General features: G+C 67.7%; 22 protein-coding genes. 5 read left to right on the forward strand and 17 right to left on the reverse strand.

Features of this window, described 5'->3' with window-relative positions:
* Nucleotides 1–18: 18 nt before the first annotated feature.
* The 9 genes from der to ndk form a co-directional block, all read right to left on the reverse strand.
* Nucleotides 19–1,362: a ribosome biogenesis GTPase Der gene (gene der, locus A2G96_RS15240; protein ID WP_062800604.1), complete on the reverse strand. Its 1,344-nt coding sequence runs from the start codon at nucleotides 1,360–1,362 to the stop codon at nucleotides 19–21.
* Nucleotides 1,363–1,580: 218 nt separating this feature from the next.
* Nucleotides 1,581–2,756 carry an outer membrane protein assembly factor BamB gene (bamB, locus tag A2G96_RS15245; protein ID WP_062800607.1) on the reverse strand — a complete coding sequence of 392 codons (1,176 nt, stop codon included), beginning with the start codon at nucleotides 2,754–2,756 and terminating at the stop codon, nucleotides 1,581–1,583.
* A gap of 78 nt (nucleotides 2,757–2,834) precedes the next feature.
* Nucleotides 2,835–3,467, reverse strand: a complete 633-nt coding sequence (locus tag A2G96_RS15250) for a YfgM family protein (RefSeq protein ID WP_062800609.1) — start codon at nucleotides 3,465–3,467, stop codon at nucleotides 2,835–2,837.
* A gap of 58 nt (nucleotides 3,468–3,525) precedes the next feature.
* Nucleotides 3,526–4,896: a histidine--tRNA ligase gene (hisS, locus tag A2G96_RS15255; RefSeq protein WP_062800611.1), complete on the reverse strand. Its 1,371-nt coding sequence runs from the start codon at nucleotides 4,894–4,896 to the stop codon at nucleotides 3,526–3,528.
* Between the two features lie 38 nt (nucleotides 4,897–4,934).
* Nucleotides 4,935–6,227, reverse strand: a complete 1,293-nt coding sequence (gene ispG / locus A2G96_RS15260) for a flavodoxin-dependent (E)-4-hydroxy-3-methylbut-2-enyl-diphosphate synthase (protein ID WP_018007774.1) — start codon at nucleotides 6,225–6,227, stop codon at nucleotides 4,935–4,937.
* 48 nt (nucleotides 6,228–6,275) lie between these two features.
* Nucleotides 6,276–7,250: a RodZ domain-containing protein gene (locus A2G96_RS15265; RefSeq protein ID WP_062800614.1), complete on the reverse strand. Its 975-nt coding sequence runs from the start codon at nucleotides 7,248–7,250 to the stop codon at nucleotides 6,276–6,278.
* Nucleotides 7,243–8,022: a type IV pilus biogenesis/stability protein PilW gene (gene pilW, locus A2G96_RS15270; protein ID WP_062800617.1), complete on the reverse strand. Its 780-nt coding sequence runs from the start codon at nucleotides 8,020–8,022 to the stop codon at nucleotides 7,243–7,245. The genes A2G96_RS15265 and pilW overlap by 8 nt, the downstream gene beginning before the upstream one ends.
* A complete protein-coding gene (rlmN, locus tag A2G96_RS15275) occupies nucleotides 8,019–9,173 on the reverse strand; it encodes a dual-specificity RNA methyltransferase RlmN (RefSeq protein ID WP_018007777.1) in 1,155 nt (384 codons plus the stop codon). The genes pilW and rlmN overlap by 4 nt, the downstream gene beginning before the upstream one ends.
* A 36-nt stretch (nucleotides 9,174–9,209) precedes the next feature.
* On the reverse strand, nucleotides 9,210–9,635 hold the full coding sequence (ndk, locus tag A2G96_RS15280; protein ID WP_012353167.1) for a nucleoside-diphosphate kinase: 426 nt from the start codon (nucleotides 9,633–9,635) through the stop codon (nucleotides 9,210–9,212).
* Between the two features lie 373 nt (nucleotides 9,636–10,008).
* Here ndk and A2G96_RS15285 point away from each other — a divergent pair, with 373 nt between their 5' ends.
* Nucleotides 10,009–10,713: a Bax inhibitor-1/YccA family protein gene (locus tag A2G96_RS15285; protein ID WP_012353168.1), complete on the forward strand. Its 705-nt coding sequence runs from the start codon at nucleotides 10,009–10,011 to the stop codon at nucleotides 10,711–10,713.
* Nucleotides 10,714–10,790: 77 nt separating this feature from the next.
* Here the strand turns inward: A2G96_RS15285 and rlmD are convergent, their stop codons facing one another.
* Nucleotides 10,791–12,095: a 23S rRNA (uracil(1939)-C(5))-methyltransferase RlmD gene (rlmD, locus tag A2G96_RS15290; RefSeq protein ID WP_231909659.1), complete on the reverse strand. Its 1,305-nt coding sequence runs from the start codon at nucleotides 12,093–12,095 to the stop codon at nucleotides 10,791–10,793.
* Nucleotides 12,096–12,352: 257 nt separating this feature from the next.
* Here rlmD and A2G96_RS15295 point away from each other — a divergent pair, with 257 nt between their 5' ends.
* A complete protein-coding gene (locus A2G96_RS15295) occupies nucleotides 12,353–13,207 on the forward strand; it encodes an endonuclease/exonuclease/phosphatase family protein (RefSeq protein ID WP_062800621.1) in 855 nt (284 codons plus the stop codon).
* Nucleotides 13,208–13,249: 42 nt separating this feature from the next.
* On the opposite strand, the gene A2G96_RS15300 is transcribed toward A2G96_RS15295, so the two are convergent.
* The 5 genes from A2G96_RS15300 to surE form a co-directional block, all read right to left on the reverse strand.
* Nucleotides 13,250–14,089 (reverse strand): 3'-5' exonuclease, encoded by an 840-nt coding sequence (locus A2G96_RS15300; protein WP_062800623.1) that lies wholly within the window; start codon nucleotides 14,087–14,089, stop codon nucleotides 13,250–13,252.
* Nucleotides 14,086–15,273 (reverse strand): RNA polymerase sigma factor RpoS, encoded by a 1,188-nt coding sequence (gene rpoS / locus A2G96_RS15305; protein ID WP_062800625.1) that lies wholly within the window; start codon nucleotides 15,271–15,273, stop codon nucleotides 14,086–14,088. Before rpoS ends, A2G96_RS15300 begins: the two co-directional genes overlap by 4 nt.
* 6 nt (nucleotides 15,274–15,279) lie before the next feature.
* Complete coding sequence (locus tag A2G96_RS15310; protein WP_062800627.1) at nucleotides 15,280–16,173, reverse strand: peptidoglycan DD-metalloendopeptidase family protein; 894 nt, start codon at nucleotides 16,171–16,173, stop codon at nucleotides 15,280–15,282.
* A gap of 8 nt (nucleotides 16,174–16,181) precedes the next feature.
* Nucleotides 16,182–17,102, reverse strand: a complete 921-nt coding sequence (locus A2G96_RS15315) for a protein-L-isoaspartate(D-aspartate) O-methyltransferase (RefSeq protein WP_062800629.1) — start codon at nucleotides 17,100–17,102, stop codon at nucleotides 16,182–16,184.
* A 61-nt stretch (nucleotides 17,103–17,163) separates the two neighbouring features.
* Nucleotides 17,164–17,916: a 5'/3'-nucleotidase SurE gene (gene surE, locus A2G96_RS15320; protein WP_018007785.1), complete on the reverse strand. Its 753-nt coding sequence runs from the start codon at nucleotides 17,914–17,916 to the stop codon at nucleotides 17,164–17,166.
* Between the two features lie 219 nt (nucleotides 17,917–18,135).
* On the opposite strand from surE, the gene A2G96_RS15325 reads away from it, so the two are divergent.
* Entirely contained in the window at nucleotides 18,136–19,110 is a 975-nt protein-coding gene (locus A2G96_RS15325; protein ID WP_062800631.1) for an NADPH:quinone oxidoreductase family protein, read from the forward strand.
* 166 nt (nucleotides 19,111–19,276) lie between these two features.
* Here A2G96_RS15325 and A2G96_RS15330 read toward each other — a convergent pair whose 3' ends face one another.
* Nucleotides 19,277–20,335: a porin gene (locus A2G96_RS15330; protein WP_062800633.1), complete on the reverse strand. Its 1,059-nt coding sequence runs from the start codon at nucleotides 20,333–20,335 to the stop codon at nucleotides 19,277–19,279.
* 231 nt (nucleotides 20,336–20,566) lie between these two features.
* On the opposite strand from A2G96_RS15330, the gene A2G96_RS15335 reads away from it, so the two are divergent.
* Together A2G96_RS15335 and A2G96_RS15340 are read left to right on the forward strand one after the other, a co-directional pair.
* Nucleotides 20,567–21,241 carry a response regulator gene (locus A2G96_RS15335; RefSeq protein WP_062800635.1) on the forward strand — a complete coding sequence of 225 codons (675 nt, stop codon included), beginning with the start codon at nucleotides 20,567–20,569 and terminating at the stop codon, nucleotides 21,239–21,241.
* Nucleotides 21,238–22,641, forward strand: coding sequence for a sensor histidine kinase (locus A2G96_RS15340; protein ID WP_062800637.1), 1,404 nt, complete (start codon nucleotides 21,238–21,240; stop codon nucleotides 22,639–22,641). Before A2G96_RS15335 ends, A2G96_RS15340 begins: the two co-directional genes overlap by 4 nt.
* 65 nt (nucleotides 22,642–22,706) lie before the next feature.
* Here A2G96_RS15340 and A2G96_RS15345 read toward each other — a convergent pair whose 3' ends face one another.
* A complete protein-coding gene (locus A2G96_RS15345; protein ID WP_062800639.1) occupies nucleotides 22,707–23,498 on the reverse strand; it encodes an ABC transporter permease in 792 nt (263 codons plus the stop codon).
* Nucleotides 23,499–23,525: the final 27 nt, after the last annotated feature.

The raw sequence follows: 23,525 nt of genomic DNA on the forward strand, positions 1-23,525 counted from the left end.
ACGGATCCGATTCCGGACTCATTCCTTCGAGTCCGCGTACGGATTTTTGTTCGTGCGAAATTCGATGCGCAGGGGCGTGCCCTTGAGCTTGAATGCCGCACGGAAACGGTTCTCCAGGTAGCGCCGGTAGGTCTCTGCGACGCCCGACAGCGCATTGCCGTGGATCACGATGATGGGCGGATTGGAGCCGCCCTGGTGCGCATAGCGCAGCTTGGGCCGCGACGCGCCGACGCGCTTGGGCTGCTGGAATTCCACGGCTTCCTGCAGCACGCGCGTCAGTTGCGGCGTCGGCAGCTTGACCATCGCCGCGGCATACGCGTCGTCGACCGAGCGCATCAGCGCGCCGATGCCGGTGCGCTCGCGCGCCGACACAAAGTGAAAGTTGGCAAAGCTGAGGAATTGCAGCTTGCGCTCGAGGTCATGCTTGATGCGGTCGCGCGTGTGGCCGTCCAGGCCGTCCCATTTGTTGACGCCGACCACCAGCGCGCGGCCGGACTCGACGATAAAGCCGGCGATATGCGCGTCCTGGTCGGAAATATCCTGCTGCGCGTCGAGCAGCAGGATCACCACGTTGGCGTCCGCGATCGACTGCAGCGTCTTGACCACCGAGAATTTCTCGATCGCCTCGAACACCTTGCCGCGCCGGCGCAGGCCGGCGGTATCGATCAGCGTATAGGGCTTGCCGCCGCGCTCGAACTCCACATAGATCGCGTCGCGGGTGGTGCCGGGCATGTCGAAGGCGATCACGCGCTCTTCACCGATCAGCGTATTGACCAGCGTGGACTTGCCCACGTTGGGCCGCCCGACGATGGCGATCTTGACGCCCTTGCCGTCGTCCGAGGCTTCCTCGGCCAGCTCGGGGCGCTCCTGCACCGCCAGTTCGATGGCCTCGTCGACCAGCTCGCGCACGCCGTCGCCGTGGGCGGCGGAGATCGCGTACGGGTCGCCCATGCCGAGCTCGTAGAAATCCGCCGCGACCGAGGTGTACTTCATGCCCTCGGCCTTGTTGACCGCCAGCATGATGCGGCGGCCGGTCTTGCGCAGGTAATCGGCGATGGCGCGGTCCTGCGGCGCCAGGCCCAGGCGGCCGTCGACGATAAAGATCACCACGTCGGCCTCGACCACCGCCTGCTTGGTCTGCTTGGCCATCTCGGCGACGATGCCTTCCTTGACCACGGGCTCGAAGCCGCCGGTATCGATGGCGATGAACGGACGTTCGCCGATGCGCCCTTCGCCATAATGGCGGTCGCGCGTCAGGCCCGGCAGGTCGGCGACGAGCGCGTCGCGCGAGCGGGTCATGCGGTTGAATAGCGTCGACTTGCCCACATTGGGGCGGCCGACAAGTGCGATAACTGGTTTCATGCCATAAACGGAAACGGGGGCCGGCAACTGCCGCCCCCCGGTAACTCCGGAGTCAAGGGTTCCAGCGGCAGCCCGCGCCACCTGGGCGCGGGCTGCCGCTTGTCCTGTCGGGCGCGGCGCGGGTCACCGACCCGCTGCAATTGCCGCGCCAAGGATCATGCTACCGGATTCGGCGCCGGCCGTACCGACAGGTGTACGGCAGCGCGCATAGGGTCCTGTCAGCCAGGCTGGAAACCGTAGACGTCGCCGTCGCGCGTCTGGATCACCAGGGTCTGCCCCGCCACCACGGGCGCGGCGGTGATGGCGCTGCCATCGGTCTTCATGCGTGCCACCACCTGGCCGTCTTCGCGCGACAGGAAGTGGACATAGCCTTCGAAGTCGCCCATCACCACCGAGCGGCCCAGCGCCAGCGGCGCGCCCAGGCGGCGGTTGCGCAGGTCGGCGTTCTTCCAGCGCTCGCTGCCGTTCTGGCGGTCGAAGGCATGGACCACCGATTGCTCGTCGCTGGCGTAAAGCGCATTGTCATCCTGCGCCAGGCCTGCCGGCGACGAGAAATCCTTGCCCCACTGCGGCTGGCCGCTGGCCAGTTCCAGGCACGCGACCCGGCCCTGGAAGGTGGTGGCGCAAACCTGGCGGCCGCTGACCATGGGCAGGCCGGTGACGTCGTTCAGGCGCTCGATCTCCGACACGCCCTTCGGATACGAAATCGCGCTTTCCCAGCGCAGCACACCGTTGCCCGGCGTCAGCACGCCGAGCTTGCCGCCGGGGAAGCCCATCACGATGCCGTCGCCGGCGAACACCATGCCCATCGCCGCGCGCAGGTTCAACGGGGTCTGCGAACGCTGGTAGATCCAGCGGCGCTCGCCGGTCTCGGCATCCAGCCCGAACACCCGGGTATCGGTGGTGCGCACCACCACCAGGCCGTTGCCGACCAGCGGCGCCGACAGGACCTCGCCGTTGACCTGCTTCTTCCAGATCTGCTTGCCGCTGGCGTCGAAGGCATAGACCGCACCCTTCTCGCCCGCGACCGCGGTGACCGAGCCGTCGCTACCCGGCCCGGAGGTCAGGTCCGCGTCGGTCTTGGCCTTCCACAGCACGCGGCCGCTGGCGCCTTCGAGCGCCATCACGTTGCCGTTGTTGGAAGACACATAGACATTGTTGCCCGCCGCGGCCGGCTGCATCGAATAGGGGCCGCTCTTGCCGACGTCGGCCTTCCAGGCCTGGCGCACCGCGAGCGTGCCCGATACCGGCTTGAGTTCGGCGGGCGGGTGCTTGTTTTCCTTGCTGAACAGCGCGCAGCCGCCCAGCGTGGCCAGGCAGGCAGCCGCCACCAGCGCACGGGAAATCGTGCGGGCAGGCTGGCGATGTACGGCACGGGAAAGCACTGACGTCATAACTTTACGGTCCTGTTGTTCGATCCGCGGGATCAACGGTATGGCAACGAGATGGCAATGGTTCAGGCGGCCGCCGGATCAGGCCGTGCCCAGCGCATCGAGCTTGAACTGGATGATCTGGCGCATCGCCGGCTCGGCCTGGCCCAGCTTGTCGAGCGCCTTGCGATAGGCGCTGCGGGCATCGTCGCGCTTGTCCTGCGCGGCGAGCAGGTCGCCGCGGCGGTCGGCGTACAGCGCGACGAACGCGGCCGGCGGCTCGTCCTTGAGCAGCGCCAGGCCCTGGTCGTAGGCCTTTTCGTCGAGCAGCACGCCGGCCAGGCGCACGCGCGCCAGGTGCGAATATGCTTCGTCGCCGTGGTCGATGGCCCATTGCAGCTGGCTCTTGGCGGCAGTCAGGTCGCCCGCATCGTACAGCACGCGGCCGGCGACCAGTGCGCTCATCTGGCCGTAGGCGGTACGGCCGTATTTGCCTTCCAGGTCGGTCGCGGCGCGCTTGATGCGCTCGGCATCGCGCGCCTCGGCGGCCTTGAGCACCTGTTCGTACAGCACCGCGGCTTCGCCGGCCTGCTTGCGCTCCCAGTACTTCCAGCCGTTCCAGCCGGCAAAGGCGAGCAGCGCGATGATCAGCGCCCAGGTCAGCGCATTGCCGTACTGGCGCCACCAGGCCTTCAGATTCTCAAGCTGTTCCTGTTCTTCTAGATCGTAAGCCATGTCGAGGCAATCACCTGCGTTGGTTGGATACTCGTGGTGTCGGGGCTGCGGCGCGCGCTTATTCGCTGGCGCCGACCATGGCGTCGATCAGGTAATCGACCAGCCCTTCGGCCGGCACGGTGGCCTGTTGCCCACCGCCTTCGGCCTGCTCGCGCTGGCGAAGTTCCTTGACCTGGACCACGCCGGCGGCCACTTCGTCGTCGCCAATGATAACGGCATAGGCCGCGCCGCTTGCGTCGGCGCGCTTCATCTGCGACTTGAAGCTGCCGCCCTTGCCGTCCGGGCTGGCATGCAGCACCACGTCGAGGCCGGCGTCGCGCAGGCGCTCGGCGGCCACCATCGCCTGCTGTGCGGCGGCCTCGCCCTGGTGCACCAGGTAGACGTCGCAACCGACCGCCTCGGGCACCACGCCCTCTTCGCGGATCAGCTCGATGATGCGCTCGATGCCCATGGCCCAGCCGCAAGCCGGCGCCGGCTTGCCGCCCATCTGCGCGATCAGCGGGTCATAGCGGCCGCCGCCGGCGATGGTGCCCTGCGCGCCCAGCTTGTCGGTGATCCACTCGAACACCGTCAGGTTGTAGTAATCGAGGCCGCGCACCAGGCGCGGGTTGATCTTGAACGGGATGTTGTTGGCCTTCAGCAGGCGCTGCACGCCCTCGAAGTGCGCCAGCGACGCTTCGCCCAGGAAGTCGATCAGCTTGGGCGCGTTCGCCGCCATCTCCTGCAGCGCCGGGTTCTTGGTGTCGAGCACGCGCAGCGGGTTGGTGTACAGGCGGCGCTTGCTGTCGTCGTCGAGGATGTCCTGGAAGCCTTCCAGGTACTTGATCAGCTGCTCGCGGTGCGCCGCGCGCTCGTCGGCCTGCCCCAGCGAATTGAGTTCGAGGCGCACGCCGGTCAGGCCCAGGTCGTCCCACAGGCGCTGGCACATCAGGATGATCTCGGCATCCACGTCCGGGCCGGCAAAGCCCAGCGCCTCGGCGCCGAGCTGGTGGAACTGGCGGTAGCGGCCGCGCTGCGGACGCTCGTGGCGGAACATCGGGCCGGTGTACCACAGGCGCTTGGGGCCGTCGTACAGCAGGTTGTGCTCGATGGTGGCGCGCACCGCCGCGGCGGTGCCTTCCGGGCGCAGCGTCAGCTGCTCGCCGTTGAGCGAATCGGTGAAGGAGTACATCTCCTTCTCGACGATGTCGGTGACCTCGCCGATGCCGCGCACGAACAGCTGGGTGTGCTCGACGATGGGCGTGCGGATCTGCTGGTAGCCGTACGCGCGCAGCATCGCGCGCGCGGCATTCTCGAAATGCTCCCACAGCGGCGCGTCGGCCGGCAGCATGTCGTTCATGCCCTTCACGCCCTGCAGGGCCTTGGCGGGGCGTGCCTTCGGTTCGGTCTTGGCGGCGCCGTCGGCGGCCATGGTCTCGGTTTGCGTCATTCTGTTCTAGTCAGGCTGCTGGCCCCGGCCGGTCCGGCTCAGGCTGCCACTTCTTTGCCGGCCCGCGCAGCGCCCGGGCCGTAATGCGTGCGAACGTATTCGTCTACGATCGCCTGGAATTCTTCTGCAATGCGCTCGCCGCGCAGCGTCTTCACCTTGACGCCGTCGACGAACACCGGCGCGGCCGGCGATTCGCCCGAGCCCGGCAGCGAAATGCCGATATTGGCGTGCTTGCTTTCGCCCGGGCCGTTGACGATGCAGCCCATCACGGCCACGTCCATTTCCTCGACGCCCGGGTAGGCGGTCTTCCATTGCGGCATCTGCTCGCGCAGGTAGGCCTGGATGCTCGCCGCCAGTTCCTGGAACACCGTGCTGGTGGTGCGCCCGCAGCCCGGGCAGGCGATCACCATCGGGGTGAAATTGCGCAGGCCCATGGTCTGCAGGATTTCCTGTCCGACGTACACCTCTTTCTCGCGCGGCGCGCCGGGTTCGGGCGTCAGCGAGATGCGGATGGTGTCGCCGATGCCTTCCTGCAGCAGCACCGACAGCGCCGCGGTCGAAGCCACGATGCCCTTGCTGCCCATGCCGGCCTCGGTCAGGCCAAGGTGCAGCGCGTAGTCGCAGCGGCGCGCCAGCTCGCGGTACACCGCGACCAGCTCCTGCACCTGCGACACCTTGCACGACAGGATGATCTGGCTGCCCGGCAGGCCGATCTCCTCGGCCTTGCGCGCCGAGTCGATGGCCGAGGTGATCAGCGCCTCGATCATCACGCTCTGCGCCGGCCACGGCTCGGCGCGCCCGGCGTTCTCGTCCATGATGCGCGCCAGCAGGTCCTGGTCCAGGCTGCCCCAGTTCACGCCGATGCGCACCGGCTTGTTGTAGCGGCACGCCATCTCGATCATCTGCGCGAACTGGGTATCGCGCTTGGCGCCCTGGCCGACATTGCCCGGGTTGATGCGGTACTTGGACAGCGCCTCGGCGCAGGCCGGATAGTCCTGCAGCAGCTTGTGGCCGTTGTAGTGGAAGTCTCCCACCAGCGGCACGTCGACCCCCATCCGGTCGAGCTGCTCGCGGATCGACGGCACCGCGGCCGCGGCCTCGGGCGTGTTCACCGTGATGCGCACGATCTCGGAGCCCGCGCGCGCCAGCTCCTTGACCTGGATCGCGGTGCCGATCGCGTCGACCGTGTCGGTATTGGTCATCGACTGCACCCGCACCGGCGCATCGCCGCCGATGGTCACCACATTGTCGCCCCACGCGACCCGCGCCTGGCGGGTCTGGCGGCGCGGCAGCGGGCCCGGCAGGACCGGGAGACAGAGCTGTTGGTTCATAGCGTTACCACCTTGCAAAGACGCACCTTGCCGCACCTGGCCCCCGCGTCAGGGCAGCGTCAGGCGCGCCACGTTGTTGCGGTTGGCTGCCTTCAGGTCGACCGGCGTACCGCCGCGCGTGAACGATTCGACGCCCTTGACGTTGCCGATCACCACCTTGTACGGGGCCGTGCCGCCGCCAGCCATGGTCTGGCCGGCCCTGGCGGTGCCGCCCAGGACGACCTTGCCGCTATTGTCGCGGATTTCAAACCAGGTATCGGCGGCAAAGCGGATTTGCAGCTCGCCCTCGCCGGCCGCCGCGGCGGATGCGGTCGGGGCTGCCGGCGCCGACGCAGCCGGCGCCGCCGTGGCTGCCGCCGCTGCCGAAGCTGCCGGGGCGCTGGCCGGAACCGTTTCGGCCGACGGTGCCGGCGAGTCGCTGGCTGCCATCACCGGCGGCAGCGCCGCGGTCACGATACCGGCTTCGGTGCTCCCGCTTTCCGCGGCCGGCGCCTCGGCCGCCACGGTTTCGGCGGCGCTGCTGCGCGCGTCGATCCACGCGCGGATATGGTCGAGCCCGAACCAGATGCCCGCGGCCACCACCACCGCCACCAGCGCCAGCCAGACCCAGCGGCCGCCATTGCCGCCCGAGCGGAAGCGGTTGCGGTCGTCGAAGGCGGCGTTGATGCCGCCCTCGCGCTGGCGGGCGATTTCCGCCACCTGCGCCACCGCGCGCGGCTGGAAGCGCGCCAGCAGCGGGTCGATATCGACATGGAGCATGCGGGCATAGGCGCGCATCACGCCCTTGGCGAAGGTCACGTCGGGCAGCGCCTTCAGGTCGGCCGCCTCGATCGCGCGCAGCTTGCTGGCCGCCACCTTGAGCCGTGCGCTGACGTCCTCGACGGACATGCGCTGCGCCTCGCGCTCGCGCGCCAGCGCCGCGCCGATCTCGCGCGCCGCGGCTTCACGTTCTCCTTCATGCGCGCCTCCGCCGACTGCCTGCGTCGGTACGGCCTGGCCTGCGGCGCGGTCGTGCTCACTCATCCCATGCTCCTTGTTCGTAGGCGGCCACCTCGCGCGAGTCGGGGAAGCGGCTGCGCAGTTGCGCCCCCAGCGCATCCTGCGTGCGGCCGTCGCCCTGTCGGTGGGCAATGCGCGCTCCCAGCCAGAGGGATTGCGCAGTGACAAATTGGCTGTTGTTGACGCGCTGGACAAACTGGCGCGCCTGGACGTAATCGCCGCGCCGGTAGAACACCAGCGCCAGGTTGGTGTTCGCCACCGGGTTGTTACGGTCGTAGCCGAGCGCGGCCTTCAGGTTCTTCTCGGCCTCGGCGCTGTGGCCCTGGCGCAGTTCGCACGCGCCCAGGCTGATCAGCGGCTTGACCGGGCCGCCGGCCGACGGTGCCGACACGGCGCGCTGCAGCATGGGCACGGCTTCGCCGTAGCGCCCTTGCTGGCACAGGAACCACCCGTAGTTGTTGAGCAGGTCGCCGTCATTGGCGCGCATCGACGCCGCGGTGCGGAAGCTGTCCTCGGCCAGCGTCGGTTCATTCATGCTCATGTAGATCAGCGCCCGCACATGGTAGGCGTCGGCCAGCGACGGATCGATGGCGATGGCCTGCTTGATCTCGTCAAGCGCGACCGCGTTCTGGCCGGCCTCGAGGTAATTGGTGGCCAGCTGCAGCCGGATGCCGGCCCGGCGCCTGGCCTCGGTCTGGTCGGAAGCGGTCTGGAGATCCTGCGCCGGCGCATGCGGCAGCTGGCACCCGGACAACATCAGCAGCCCCAGCAGGGCCGCAGCGATCAGACGGATCATGCAGGGCGTGCCTCCCGCGGCTGGCCGCTGGCAGTGACCGGCACCAGCGGCGTGATCTTGCCGAACTTGCCACGTTCGGCCAGGCGGGTGCGGTCCTTTACTTCCCCGGCCAGCTGGCCGCAGGCGGCGTCGATGTCGTCGCCGCGGGTCTTGCGGATGGTGGTGACGATGCCCGCGTCCATCAGCACCTGCGCGAAGCGACGGATCTGCTCGTTGTTGGAGCGCTTCAGGCCCGATTCGGGGAAGGGGTTGAACGGGATCAGGTTGAACTTGCACGGCACGTCGGCGACAAGCTTCAGCAGTTCCCGTGCATGCTCGACGCCGTCGTTGACGCCGTCCAGCATGCAGTATTCGAAAGTAATGAAATCGCGCGGCGCGAATTCCAGATAGCGGCGGCAGGCCGCCATCAGTTCGGCCAGCGGGTATTTCTTGTTCAGCGGCACCAGCACATCGCGCAGCGCGTCGTTGGACGCATGCAGCGACACAGCCAGGGCGACTGGCAAATCCTTGGACAAGCGGTCCATCATCGGCACCACGCCGGAGGTGGACAGCGTCACGCGGCGGCGCGACAGGCCGTAGGCGTTGTCGTCGAGCATCAGCCGCATGGCCGGCACCACGGCGTCGTAGTTCAGCAGCGGCTCGCCCATGCCCATCATCACCACGTTGGAGATGACGCGGTCATCCTTGGGGCCGCGGCCCAGTTGCTCGCGCATGGCGAATTCCGCCATCCACAGCTGGCCGATGATTTCACCGGTGCTGAGGTTGCGCGAAAAGCCCTGCTTGCCGGTGGAACAGAACCGACAGTTGACGGCGCATCCCGCCTGCGAGGAAACGCACAGCGTGCCACGCGTTTCCTCGGGGATGTACACCGTCTCCACCGCGTTGCCCTCGCCCACGTCGAGCAGCCACTTGCGCGTGCCGTCGGCCGACAGGTTGTCGGTGATGACGGCAGGCGCGCGGATCTCGGCACGGGTCGCGAGCTTTTCGCGCAGCGACTTGGCGAGATCCGACATGGCGTCGAACCGGCTGGCACCGTAGTGGTGGATCCAGCGTTGCAGCTGCCGCGCACGGAACGGCTTCTCGCCGAGCTCGCCGCAATATGCGGTGAGCGCGTCCGCGTCGAGGTCGAGCAGGTTGACGAGAGTGTTCATGACGGCAGACTCGGCTTGGTGTCAGTCAGCAGCCGATCAGCGGCTGTAGACGTTCATGCCCGGGAAGAAGAACGCGACTTCCACGGCAGCCGTTTCGGCAGCGTCGGAGCCGTGCACGGCGTTGGCGTCGATGCTGTCGGCGAAGTCGGCGCGGATGGTGCCCTTCTCGGCCTTCTTCGGGTCGGTGGCGCCCATCAGGTCGCGGTTCTTGGCAATGGCGTTCTCGCCTTCCAGCGCCTGGATCATGACCGGGCCCGAAACCATGAAGTCGACCAGGTCCTTGAAGAACGGACGCTCCTTGTGGACGGCGTAGAACTGCTCGGCTTCGCCGCGCGACAGGTGCACCATCTTGGCAGCAACGATCTTCAGGCCGGCGGCCTCGAAACGGGCGTAGATCTGGCCAATCACGTTCTTGGCCACGGCATCCGGCTTGATAATCGACAGGGTGCGTTCGATCGCCATGAAAAACTCCGAAAAATGAAGGGGTTACAAATGGATTAAACGTGCAATTCTAGCACGAAGACTATGACGGTTTCGAGGGTCTTGCAGACCTCCCGACGGGCCCGCCCGCCCCTCGCGCACATGGCAGCCGCAAGTTGCAAAAAATGCACATTACAACCTTGTCATCCCTGGAACGCAGCGCCGCCGCTAACATCCAATGTGAGCGGCGTCGAACGGACGCGAGCCGGCGCTAAGTGACTGCTGAATTACCGCGCCCTTGCAATCCGGCCTGCCCGATGCCACATTGACGATGGTTCCGTCCGGCTTCCATACGAGTCTTCGCATTTGAAGTCCCGCCACGCCGGCGCCTCACCGTTTTGAGACAGGAGTCACCATGGATAACAAGCTGAACACCTACGGTTTCGGCAACAGTGCGTCGACCGTCACTGACGTCGTCGTTCGCAACCGGGTCTTGCGCAACACTTACTGGCTGCTGGCCCTATCGATGATCCCCACCGTGCTCGGTGCGTGGATCGGCGTGGCCACCGGCTTCAGCTTCATGGCGGGCAGCCCCGGCCTGTCGCTGATCCTGTTCCTCGCGATCGCGTTCGGCTTCTTCTTTGCCATCGAGAAGACCAAGAACAGCAGCATGGGCGTGGTCCTGCTGCTGGCCTTCACCTTCTTCATGGGCCTGATGCTGTCGCGGCTGATCAGCGTCACCTTGTCGTTCTCGAACGGCCCGGCACTGATCATGTACGCCTTCGGCGGCACCGCGGCCGTGTTCGGCGCGATGGCGTCGATCGCCACCGTCAGCAAGCGTGATTTCTCCGGCCTGGGCAAGTTCCTGTTCGTCGGCGTGATCCTGCTGATCCTGGCCAGCGTCGCCAATATCTGGCTGCAGCTGCCGGCGCTGATGATCACGGTGTCGGTGATCGCGATCGGTATCTTCTCGGCGTACATCCTGTTCGACGTGCAGCGCGTGGTGAACGGCGGCGAGACCAACTACATCACCGCCACGCTGGCGATCTACCTCGACGTGTACAACGTGTTCGCCAACCTGCTGGCGCTGCTGGGCATCTTCGGCGGCAACCGCGAATGACGGCGACTGCCGCGGCATGAAAAAAGCCGGCCTGTTGGCCGGCTTTTCTTTTGGGTGCCCGCAGCGATCAGTCGCGATCAGCTACGATCAAACACCGCGATCGACTCGACGTGCGAGGTGTGCGGGAACATGTTGACCACGCCGGCGCCGCTCAGGCGGTATCCCGCCTCGTGCACCAGCAGGCCGGCGTCGCGCGCCAGCGTAGCGGGGCTGCACGACACATAGACGATGCGCCGCGGCAGCACGTCGCTGCCCTGCTGCGCCAGCTCGCCCAGCGCCTTGCTCACCGCGAGCGCGCCTTCGCGCGGCGGATCGACCAGCCAGCGGTCGAAGCGGCCCAGCGCGGCGATGTCGTCGGCGGTGACCTCGAACAGGTTGCGGCACGCGAACTCGGTCCTGGCGGCCAGCCCGTTGTATTCCGCATTGGCAAGCGCGCGCGCGGTCAGCGCCTCGCTGCCTTCGATGCCCATCACCGTCTTGCCCTGCGTCGCCAGCGGCAGCGTGAAGTTGCCGATGCCGCAGAACAGGTCGAGCAGGCGGTCCTGCGGCTGCGCGTCGAGCAGGCGCAGCGCGCGGCCGATCAGCACGCGGTTGATCTGGTGGTTGACCTGGGTGAAGTCGGTCGGCTTGAACGGCATGCGGATGCCGAACTCCGGCAGCGTGTAGGCCAGTTCGGCGTCGGCCGGGTAGAACGGATAGACGGTATCCGGGCCCTTCGGCTGCAGCCAGAACTGCACTTTGTGCGCATCGGCAAAGGCACGCAGCAGGTCCTTGTCGGCATCGGTCAGCGGCTCCAGGATGCGCAGCACCAGCGCCGTCACCTCCTGGCCCACGGCCAGCTCGATCTGCGGCATGCGGTCGCGGATCGACAGCCCCATCACCAGCTCGCGCAGCGGCACCAGCATCGCCGACACATGCGGCGGCAGGATCTCGCAGCGCGTCATGTCGGCGACATAGCTGCTCTTGCGCTCATGAAAGCCGACCAGCACCCCGCCCTTCTTGGCCACATGGCGCACCGTCAGGCGCGCGCGGTAGCGATAGCCCCAGTCGGGCCCGGCGATCGGGCGGAACACCACGTCGGGCTTCACCTTGGACAAGTGCCACAAGTTGTCTTCCAGCACACGTTGCTTGATGGCGAGCTGCGCGCGCGAATCCAGATGCTGCATCGAGCACCCGCCGCAGACGCCAAAGTGCTGGCAGCCCGGCTCGACGCGCATCACGGAGGCCTGCCGCACTTCGCCCAGGTGCGCCTGCTCGTAGCTGGGCTTGCGGCGATAGCTGCGGTAGCTGACGGTCTCGCCCGGCAGCGCGCCCTCGACGAAGATCACCTTGCCCGGCGTGCCGTCCTCGTTGACCAGCCGGCCGACGCCGCGGGCTTCCATGTCGAGGCTGTCGATCGTCACCACGGGGTCGTCCGCGGGCGCACCGCCCTGGGCGGCACCACGGCCACGGGAGTTCTTTGCGACGGGGGCAGCACCTTCGACCGCCGCAGCGGCCGGCACGGCCGGCGTTTCTTGTGGGGAGGACACGGCTTGGGACACCAGATAAAACCTGACGTATTGTTTTACGAAAGCGCGATTGTATGCCAGACCGGGCCGGCTCCGTTGGCGTACGTCCGGGCCGACGACGGAGAGCAGGCATGGAACTGATTTCGTGGAACATCCAGTGGGGCCGCGGCGCCGACGGGCGCGTCGACCTGGCGCGGCAGGTCGAGGTCCTGCGCGCCATGGCCGATGCCGACGTGCTGTGCCTGCAGGAGGTGACGCGCGGCTTTGGCGAACTACGTGGCGAACCCGGCGCCGACCAGGTATCGGAGCTGACCGCGCTGCTGCCGGGCTATCAGCTCCTCTATGCGCCGGCGGTCGAGCGGCGTGGCCGCACCGGCGAGCTCAAGCAGTTCGGCAACCTGGTTGCCACCCGGCTGCCGGTGCGCGAGGTGTTTCGGCATGCACTGCCCTGGCCCGCGGACCCCGAGGTGGCATCGATGCCGCGGGTGGCGCTGGAAGCCACCGTGGAAGCCGGCAGCGCGCCGCTGCGCGTGATCTGCACCCATCTGGAATATTATTCGGCGCCCCAGCGCAACGCCCAGGCCGAAGCCCTGCGCGACTGGCATGCCGAGGCTTGCGCCCACGCGCGCCGCCCCGGCCGCAACGAGCAGTGGCCGGGCCCGTTCACGCCCGAGCCGCGGCCCGTCGAAGCCATCCTGTGCGGCGACTTCAACAGCAAACCCGACGATGTCGCCTATCGGCGCATGCTCGACCCCTTCGACGACGGCACGCCAGCCTGGCGCGACGCCTGGCTGCATGCGCATCCCGGCCAGCCGCATGCCCCGACCTGCGCGCTGCACGACAAGGAACAATGGCCCGAGCCGCCCTTTGCCTGTGACTTCATGCTGGTGACCGAGCCGCTCGTGGCCCGCATCCGGCGCTGCGAGGTCAACGCCGACACCGATGCCTCGGACCACCAGCCGATCCTGCTGTCGCTGGACCTCTAGGCCGGTCTGCGCCGGGCCAGGCCGGGCCCGCGGCTGCCGTCGTCAGTCTTCGAGGTCTTCGGCTTCGGGCGTCAGGCGCTGCAGCCGGAAGGCCTGCAGGTATTCCATCCACTGTTCGCCCGGCAGCTCGGCCAGCGATTCCTGGACGAATTCCATCTCGATATCGAACTCGCGCGGCGACAGCCCGCCGCGCATCAGCTGGAAGCGGCAGTACATCAGGTAGGTGTTGACGACGTCGGTCTCGCAGTACGCGCGGATCTCGTCAAGCTGCCCGGCCTGGAAGGCCTGCCATACCTTGCTGCCGTCCATCCCCATCTTGCCCGGAAAGCCGCACAGCTTGGCCAGGTCATCGAGCGGGGCGCTGGCGCGCGGCTGGTACATCGCCAGCAGGTCCATCAGGTCCAGGTGCCGCATGTGGTAGCGGCTGATGTAGTTGTTCCACTTGAAGTCGCGGCTGTCCTCGTCGCGGCCCTCGCCCATCTCCCAATAACGCGGCGCGGTGATGCCGTTGACCAGGCCGCGGTAGTGCAGCACCGGCAGGTCGAAGCCGCCGCCATTCCACGACACCAGTTGCGGGCTGTAGCGCGCGATCAGTTCATAGAACTTCTGGATCAGCGTGGCCTCGCCGTCCTGCGGCGTGCCGAGCGAGCCGACATGGAACACCGCCGAGCCGTCGCGGTGCGTGCGCCGCAGCACGCAGGAAATCGCGGCGACACGCTGCAGGTAGTGCGGGAGGAAATCGCTGCCGGTCTTTTCGCGGCGGGCGGAAAACGCATGCTCGGCGACTTCGGCGTCGCTCATCGCATCGGGATGGTCATGCAAACGGCGCAGGCCGGCGACATCGGGAATGGTCTCGATGTCGAATACCAGCACAGGGGTCATAGAACGGCGTCCTTCCTGACACCTTGCGAAGCGAAATGCCGCTTGAGCTTGACCAGCGCCTCCTGCTGGATCCGGCGCACGCGCTCGCGCGTCAGGCCCATCTCCTCGGCAAGCTCTTCCAGCGTGGCGGGCTCGATGTGGTTCAGGCCGAAGCGGCGCTCGACCACATAGCGATGCTTTTCCGACAGGCGCGCCAGCCAGAGCTTCATCAGCCCTTCCAGCTCGCGGTGCGCCACCTCCTGGTCGGGGGCGGCGTTGTGCTCGTCGGAGAGGAAATCCAGGAGGCTCGAGCCGGGATCGAGATCGAACGGCGTATCGAGCGAGGTGGTGTGTTCGTTGAGTGCCAGCACGTCCTGCACTTCGTCCGGCGTCTTGCCCAGCAGGTGGGCGATGTCTTCCAGGCTGGCGTCGCGCCCGTCGGTGCCGCCCTTCTCCAGATGGCGCTTGGCGCGCAGCACCTGGTTGAGTTCGCGGATCACGTGCACCGGCAGGCGGACCGTGCGGGCCTGGTTCATGATGGCGCGCTCGATGCTCTGGCGGATCCACCACGTTGCGTAGGTCGAGAAGCGGAAGCCGCGCGACGGATCGAACTTCTCGATCGCGTGCATCAGGCCCAGGTTGCCTTCCTCGATCAGGTCGAGCAGCGGCACGCCGCGATTGAGATAGCCCTTGGCGATGCTGACCACCAGCCGCAGGTTGCGCTCGATCATGACCTGGCGCGCGGCAAAGTCGCCGTCCTTGGCCAGCGTGGAGAAATGCAGTTCTTCCGGCGCCGACAGCAGCGGCTTGATGCTGATGCGGTTCAGGTAGTGCTGGACGGTGTCGGCGGCCAGCTCGGTATGCAGCACCGTGCGGAAATCGTCATGCTCGGCGGTCGCGCTTTCGGTGCCGTTTTCCGCGCTGTCTTCGTCCTCGTCGTCCGACTCGTCCTCGTCGTCGTCGCGCAGATGGCGCTCGTTGCGATCATTGTCGTCGCCGAGCAGGTCGGCCTCGCGCAGTCCCACCGCAGCGGACGTGGCGATGGGCTCGTCGGTCACGGGAAGCATCTCGGCGGCGAGATCGGGCTCGAAGCCCTCTGCATCGGCGCGTTCGTCGGGATGCGCCACACCAGCCTTCACTTCCGGCTGCTTGGGACGGCGAGCCCTGCTGACGGTTCCGGAGGAGACAGTTTTCTGGCGTGGCATGAACCCTCACTGTGGCGGCAGGTACCGCATCGGATCAACCGGTTTTCCGTTCTTGCGAACTTCGAAGTGAAGCTTCACCCGGTCGGTATCACTGTTGCCCATCTCTGCAATCTTCTGGCCTTTTCGGACCGTGGATTGCTCGGCGACGAGCACCTTGTCGTTGTGCCCGTAAGCGGTAAGAAATGTCTCGTTGTGTTTGATGATGACAAGATTCCCGTAGCCGCGCAAGGGGCCTACGTGAATCACCCGACCGTCATCCGCGGCCAGCACCGAATCGCCCTTCTTGCCCGCAATATCGATGCCTTTATTACCCTTGTCGTCGAATTTACCGACCATCTGGCCGGTCGCCGGCCAGCTCAGCTTGATCGAGCCGTCGGCCATCGGCGCCGAGCCCGGCGCGGTCGCTGCGGGTGTTGCAGGCGCTGCCGCCGGCGCCGAAGCGGCGCCGGTGGGCGCGGCGGTGGGCGCGGCCGGCGGCGGCACCGGCGTGCCGTTCGGACGCGCCTGGTCGATCGGCTGGGCCTGCACCGTGCCTGGCGCCACCGGCATGGTGGCCACGCCCGGCGCAGTGTTGACGTCGGCACCCGGCGGCACGATGCGCAGCAGCTGGCCGACCTCGATCTGGTTCACATTGGTCAGGTTGTTCCACGTTGCCACATCGCGATACGACTGGCCGTTCTCCAGCGCGATACGGTAAAGGGTATCGCCTCGCTTGACCCGATAGTACCCGGGTGGCGCCGGTTCCAGCGTCGCCGCGGTGGTACCGGAGGTGGAGGTACGGTCGACGACCGGCGCCGGCATCGGCGAATTGGCGCAGGCGGCCAGCAGGGCCGCGAGCGACGTCGCCGCAAGAAGTTGTCCGGCGCGTGCGAAATTTTGCGATTTCACGATGTTGTGCATAGTTCGACTCAGATGGTGCCCGATTTTAAGGGCACAAAGAAAACGGCTTCAAGCGCGGTGCGGTGAAAGCGATGGCGGTTGCGCCGCTCGATCAGCAGCAGCTGCTGCGTCACGGTCTGGCCAGGCACGCCTGCCGGCGGCATCACCGCCACCGGGGCGATCAGGCGCCCGCCGATGGCCAGCTGCTCCAGCAGCGCCTCGGGCACCTCCATGCCGGCCGCGGCGAGGATGATGGCCGAGAACGGCGCGGCCTGCGGCAGGCCCAGCATGCCGTCGCCGTAATGCAGGCGCAGGTTGGGCACGCGCAAGGGCCGCAGGTTCGCCTTGGCCTGTTCGTGCAGCGGCCGGATGCGCTCGATCGAGAAGACTTCGCGCGCCACCTGGGCCAGAACCGCGGCCTGGTAGCCGCAGCCGGTGCCGATCTCGAGCACGCGCTCCAGCGGCGCCTCGGCGCCCAGGCCCTCGCGCAGCAGCTCGATCATGCGCGCCACCACCGAGGGCTTGGAGATGGTTTGCTGGTGGCCGATCGGCAGCGCGGCGTCTTCATACGCCTGCGATGCCAGCCCCGGCTCGACGAACAGGTGGCGCGGCACCGTGGCGATGGCCGACAGCACGCGCTCGTCGCGGATGCCCGCGGCGCGCAGCCGCGCCGCCAGTGCCACGCGCGCACGCGCCGAGGCCATGCCGCCGCCGCCCGCGGTGGCCGCCGAGGCGCGCTGCGCGACCGCGCTGGCCGGCACCGGCGCGGGCGCCGGCGCCGCAGTGCGCGGCAGCCGCGGCTTGGCTGGCGTAACGGGCGGGGGCACGGGCGCGGCCGGGCGCGGCGCGCCAACCGCGGGGATGCCGGCGGTGCGCGCGGGCGCGGGCTTGCGCTCGACCACCGCATCCAGCGGCAGCGGGAACTTGTTGCGAGGAGGCGTGGAACTCATCGGGGGCGCGACGCGGCGATTCGACGGCTCGTGCGGCTCGGGCGGCTCGGGACCGGCGGCCCTACTTCAGCCACTGGTCGAGCGCGTCGAGCTGCCCGCGGTGGGTCAGGTCCAGCTGCAACGGCGTGAGCGAGACATAGCCCTGCGCGGTCGCGTGGAAGTCGGTGCCTTCGCTGGCATCGCGCGCGTCGCCGGCGGGACCGATCCAGTAATTGGTGTCGCCGCGCGGGTTGACCTGCGTGATCACCGGCTGCGACGGATGACGCTTGCCCAGGCGCGTGGCGCGATAGCCCTGGATATGTTCGAACGGCAGGTTCGGGATATTGACGTTGAGCAGGAACGGCTCGGCCGGCGGCGTGCCGATGATGCGCTCGACCACGGTGCGCGCGACGCGCGCGGCGGCATCGAGGTGTTCCCAGCCCTTGTCCACCTGCGAGAAGGCCACCGAGGGAATCCCCAGCAGGTAGCCCTCGATCGCGGCGGCGACGGTGCCGGAGTACAGCACGTCCTCGCCCATGTTCTGGCCCTGGTTGATGCCGGACACCACCAGGTCAGGCTTTTCGTCGAGCAGCCCGGTCAGCGCGATATGCACGCAATCGGTGGGCGTGCCGTTGACGAAGCGAAAACCTTTTTGCACGCCTTCGCGCGCTTCGTAGATCGACAGCGGGCGCTGCAGGGTCAGGGAATTGGAAGCGCCGCTATGGTTCTGCTCCGGCGCGATGACCGTGATCCGGCCCAGCGGCGCGAGCGCAGCATGCAAAACGGCCAGTCCCGGCGCGAGATAACCGTCGTCGTTGGCGAGAAGGATATGCATGCCGCGATTGTACCTGAGCGCAGGCGCGCAAGCGGCCCGCGCGCCGCCCGATCCGGCCATCCGCGGCGGCGGCGCCGGCACTGTATGCAGGCGGCAAATGACCGCCTCCACGCCTTCCGCATGAAACAGAACGACCGTGCTATTCCTGCGCTACACTTGCCCCGCCGGCCCGCGTAAGCTTGACTGGCGCGGCATGCCAACCACACCACCGGAGACAAGATGAAAGCCGTATTGTGCAAAGCCTGGGGTCCGCCCGATTCGCTGACCCTCGAAACCCTGCCCGACCTGGTGCCCGGCAAGGGCGAAGTGGTCATCGACGTCAAGGCGGCCGCGGTCAACTTCCCGGATGTGCTGATCATCCAGAACAAGTACCAGGCCAAGCCCGAACTGCCGTTCACGCCCGGTTCGGAGCTGGCCGGCGTGGTCAAGGCGGTGGGCGAAGGCGTCACCCACGTCAAGCCCGGCGACAAAGTCATCGCCTACCTGGGCAATGGCGCTTTCGCCAGCCAGGCCAGGGCGCCGGCGGCGTCGGTGGTGCCGATGCCGCCCGGCATCGACTTCGAGACCGCGGCGGCCTTCACGCTGACCTACGGCACCTCGCACCACGCGGTGATCGACCGCGGCGAGCTGAAGGCGGGCCAGACCATGCTGGTGCTGGGCGCGGCCGGCGGCGTCGGCCTCGCAGCGATCGAGATCGGCAAGGCCATCGGCGCGCGCGTGATCGCGGCGGCGTCGACCGACGAAAAGCTCGAAGTGTGCAGGCAGCACGGTGCCGACGCCTTGATCAACTACAGCACCGAAGACCTGCGCGAGCGCATCAAGGCGCTGACCGACGGCAAGGGCCCGGACGTGATCTACGACCCGGTCGGCGGCATCTATGCCGAACCGGCGTTCCGCTCGATCGGCTGGCGCGGCCGCTACCTGGTGGTGGGCTTCGCCAATGGCGAGATCCCCAGGCTGCCGCTCAACCTGGCGCTGCTCAAGGGCGCGTCGCTGGTGGGCGTGTTCTGGGGCGATTTCGTGCGGCGCGAGCCCAAGGCCAACCAGGCCAACATGGCGCAGATGCTGGGCTGGATGAAGGAAGGCAAGATCCGCCCGCATATCTCGGCGCGCTATCCGCTGGAGCAGGCCGCGCAGGCGCTCAAGGACATGGAAGCGCGCAAGGTCACCGGCAAGATCGTGATCGTGCCGTGACGGCGCCAAAAAAATAAGGCGCAGGCGGTGCGGCTACACCCTGCGCCATGCGAGGCAATCCGCCCCAAGCTGCCTGTTGTCCCGATTGCGCACACCCCGGCGCGGGCCAACGGGCAGTTCCCAAAACAGCCAGCCCCCGGCCCGGCCGTTTTCCGCAAGTTCCCTATCAGAAGCGATGCTGCAGGCCGGCCATGACGCCGGTCTGGTTGCTGGCAAAGCCGACCAGGTCGCGCGACACGCTGACGTCCTGGCCATTGCGCGCCTTCGCGTAGCCCACTGACAGGTAGGCCAGCGTGCGCTTGGACAGCGCGTACTGCCCGCGCAGCGAGAACAGGATCGGGTCGGCATCGTTGCCGCCCTTGATGTTCTGCTTGTAGACCGCGCCGTACAGCGTGAACGCCGGCGTGAAGGCGTAGCTGGCGCCGCCCCAGTACATGTCGCTGCGCTGGCTGGCCGCGCCGGTGGTGAAGCTGCGCTTGTAGTTGCGGTAGCCGGCAAACAGCTTCAGGTCGCCGAAGTCATAGCTGGCGCCGGCATGGATGCCCTGGATGTAGTCGGTGGCGTCGGCGGGCGTGGTGCTGGTGCCGGCGCCGTTCTGGCGGTCCCAGGTCGCGGCGGCGGCGAACTTGCCGGCGTTGTAGCCGGCGCCCAGCGCGTACTTGGACGAGCTCTTGAAGTCCCCCGCCACTTCGCCCAGCGCCACCGTCGCGCCGAGCTTCAGGCCGCCGAAGCTGCCGTCGTAGCGGATGGCATTGGATGCGCGCGAGAACAATCCGTCCTTGCGCCCGCCGGTGGCGGTCGACGACGTCGCCCACGAATACGCCGGCGCATAGCCCATCGGGTCGAACGGCAGCATGAAGTCGTAGGTGGTGGTGAAGGTGCGGCCCAGCACCACCTGGCCGTAGCGGCTCGACAGGCCCACGGTGGCGCGGCGGTCGAACAGCGTGTTGTCGGTGTCGAGCCGGCCGGTGTCGATGGCGATGCCGCTTTCGAGGTTGAAGATCGCCTTCAGGCCGCCGCCCAGGTCTTCGCTGCCGCGGATGCCCCAGCGCGAGGTGTTCTTGCCGCCCGAGGTCAGCTTGACCGCCGAGCCGTCCGGCCCGGCATGGCTGACATATTCGATGCCCGCGTCGACCAGCCCGTACAGGGTCACGTTCGATTGCGCGGATGCCGACCCCGCGGCCGCCAGGCCCATCGCGGCCAACGCCATTGCCGTACGCTTCATTGCCATCTCCTTCCTTGTGCTTGTTGTGGTAATCGTCAGCGGCGGGATGGTAGGTGACGCGCACTTTCAGTTCGCTTTCGAAGGGCAGGCTTTTCGCGGCCATGGCGCCGCCGCGGGATCAGTGGTTTCCCTAGCTTCTAAGCCGGCGCGGTTCGCTGTATCAGTCTGGCCTTTGCCGTTTTTTGCTGTCGCAGCCGCTCTGCCGTGCTGCCGCCCTGCCCGCCCTGCCCCATGCGTATCCTGCTTGCCGAAGACAATGTGATGCTGGCCAGTTCGCTCAGCCAGGCCCTGGGCCAGGCCGGCTTCACGGTCGACTGCATGCACGACGGCCACAGCGCGGACACGCTGCTGAGCACGCAGGACTACGCGCTGCTGATCCTGGACCTGGGCCTGCCCGGCCTGGATGGTCTGGAAGTGCTGCGCCGCCTGCGCCAGCGGCGCAATCCGCTGCCGGTGCTGATCCTGACCGCGCACGGCTCGGTCGAGGACCGTGTGCGCGGCCTGGACCTGGGCGCCGACGACTACCTGGCCAAGCCGTTCGACCTGTCCGAGCTGGAAGCGCGCGCCCGCGCGCTGATCCGTCGCGCCCATGGCCATGACAGCACGCAGATCGCCTTCGGCCCGCTGCACTACGACAGCATCAGCCGCGCCTTCCTGCTGCACGGCCAGCTGCTGGCGCTGACCGGGCGCGAGCGCGCCGTGCTCGAGGTGCTGCTGCTGCGCGATGGCCGCGCGGTCAACAAGGGCGCGCTGTCGGAGAAGATCTTCGGCATCGACGAATCGGTCAATCCGGACGCGATCGAGATCTACGTGCACCGGCTGCGCAAGAAGCTCGACGGCAGCGGCGTCGCCATCGTCACGCTGCGCGGCCTGGGCTACCTGCTCGAAGCGCGGCCGGCGGCATGAAGCGGCCGCGCCCGGCACCCAGCCTGCGGCTGCAGTTGTCGCTGTGGCTGCTGCTGCCGCTGATGGGATTGCTGGCCTTCGATGCCTGGCTGACCTACCAGCGCGCGATGTCGGCCGCGCATACCGCCTTCGACCGCACGCTGGAGGCATCGCTGCGCGCGATGCGCGAAGGCATCCGGCTGCACGAGGGACGGCTCGCGGTCGACCTGCCCAACCTCGCGCTCGAGCTGTTCGACGGCCAGGCCGGCCCGCGCATTTTCTACCGCATCCGCGCCGACGACGGCACCACCGTCACCGGCTACGACGACCTGCCGATGCCGGCCGACGCACCGCTGCAGCTGTACCGCACCGTGTTCTACGACACCTTGTTCCGCGACCAGCCCCTGCGCATGGCCGCGCAGCCGCTGCCAGTGCGCGACGTCGGCGCGGCGCGCACGCGGCTGGTGTGGGTGCTGGTGGGCGAGACCATCGAGCCGCGCCAGCTGCTGGCACGCGACATCCTGATCGGCTCGCTGCTGCAGGAACTGATGCTGGTGACGCTGGCGCTGGGCATCGTCTGGCTCGGCGTGCGGCGCGGCCTGCGCCCGCTGCACCGGCTTTCCGACACGGTGGCGGGGCGCGGCACGCAGCTCGACCCGATCGAGCAGAAAGGCCTGCCGGCCGAGATGAAGCCGCTGGTGCGGGCGCTGAACCAGTACATGGCGCGGCTGCACGGCATGGTGCTGGCGCGCAAGCGCTTCTTTGCCGATGCCGCGCACCAGCTCAAGACCCCGCTGGCAATCATCCAGGCGCAGTCCGAACTGGCGCTGCGCGAACGCGACCGCGAACGCGTGCGCGAGCATATGCGCGTGCTGCACGGCACCGTGCGGCACGCGTCCAGGGGCGTGCAGCAGTTGCTGTCGCTATCGCGGCTGGAGCCCGATGCCGGCTACGAGCCGGCGCTGAAGCCGCTGCGGCTGGATACGCTGGCGCAGGCGGTGGCGCTGGAGTGGGCGCCGGTGGCGCACGGCGCCGGAGTCGACCTGGGTTTCGAGCGGGAGGGTGCGGCGCAGATCGCCGGACAGCCCGAGCTGCTGCAGGAGCTGACCGGCAACCTGATCGACAACGCGATCCGCTATGCCGGGCGCGGCGCAATGGTGACGGTGCGCGTGGCGGGTGAGGATGGGATGGCGCAGCTGCAGGTCATCGACAACGGCCCCGGCATTGCGCCGGCCGAACGCGAGGCGGTGTTCCGGCGCTTCTATCGCGGCGCCAGCGGGCAGGCGGTGGAAGGCACCGGCCTGGGCCTGTCGATCGTGCGCGAGATCGCGCGGCTGCATGGCGCGACGGTGGACCTTGGCGAAACGCCGGGTGGCGGACTGATGGTGTCGGTCAGGTTCGGCGCCAGGGCTTGTCCTTGACCGACTGTGTACTCCCTCTCCCGCAGCTTGCTGGAGAGGGGAGCAACCACCGCCGAAGCGGAAAGTCAAAGCTTCTCCGTCTCCCCGCTCTTCGGCTGCCACTTCATCAGCCGCTTCTCGCCGATGCCGACCATCCAGTCCAGCACCAGCGCAAACGCGGTCAGTACCACGATGCCGGCGAACACGGTATTGATGTCGAAGGTGCCCTCGGCCTGCAGGATCAGGTAGCCCACGCCGCGCGCCGAGCCCAGGTATTCGCCCACCACCGCGCCGACGAAGGCCAGGCCTACCGAGGTATGCAGCGACGAGAACACCCAGCTGGTCGCGCTCGGCAGGTAGACATGGCGCAGCAGCTGCTTCTGATTGGCGCCCAGCATGCGCGCATTGGCCAGCACCACCGGGCTCACTTCCTTGACGCCCTGGTAGACGTTGAAGAAGACGATGAAAAACACCAGCGTCACCGCCAGCGCCACCTTCGACCAGATGCCCAGCCCGAACCAGACCGCGAAGATCGGCGCCAGGATCACGCGCGGCATCGAGTTCATGGCCTTGACGTAGGGATCGAGAATGGCCGAGGTCAGCGGGCTCAGCGCCAGCCACAGGCCGACGCCCAGCCCCGCGACCGTGCCGATGCCGAACGCCAGCACGGTCTCGATCAGGGTCACGCCCAGGTGCAGGTAGATATCGCGCTCGACGATAAACCAGTTCCAGATGCGTTGCGCCACCATCAGCGGCTCGCCAAAGAAAAAGGCGACCTGCTGCGAGCGCGTGGCCACGTGCCACACGCCGAGGATCACCACCAGCACGAGCAGCTGCCACACGCGCAGCATGCCCTTGGAATCAGTACGGAATGCCATCGGGATTCAGTTCTTGTTTTGAATGGG

It is taken from the genome of Cupriavidus nantongensis (genome assembly GCF_001598055.1).
Taxonomy (GTDB): domain Bacteria; phylum Pseudomonadota; class Gammaproteobacteria; order Burkholderiales; family Burkholderiaceae; genus Cupriavidus; species Cupriavidus nantongensis.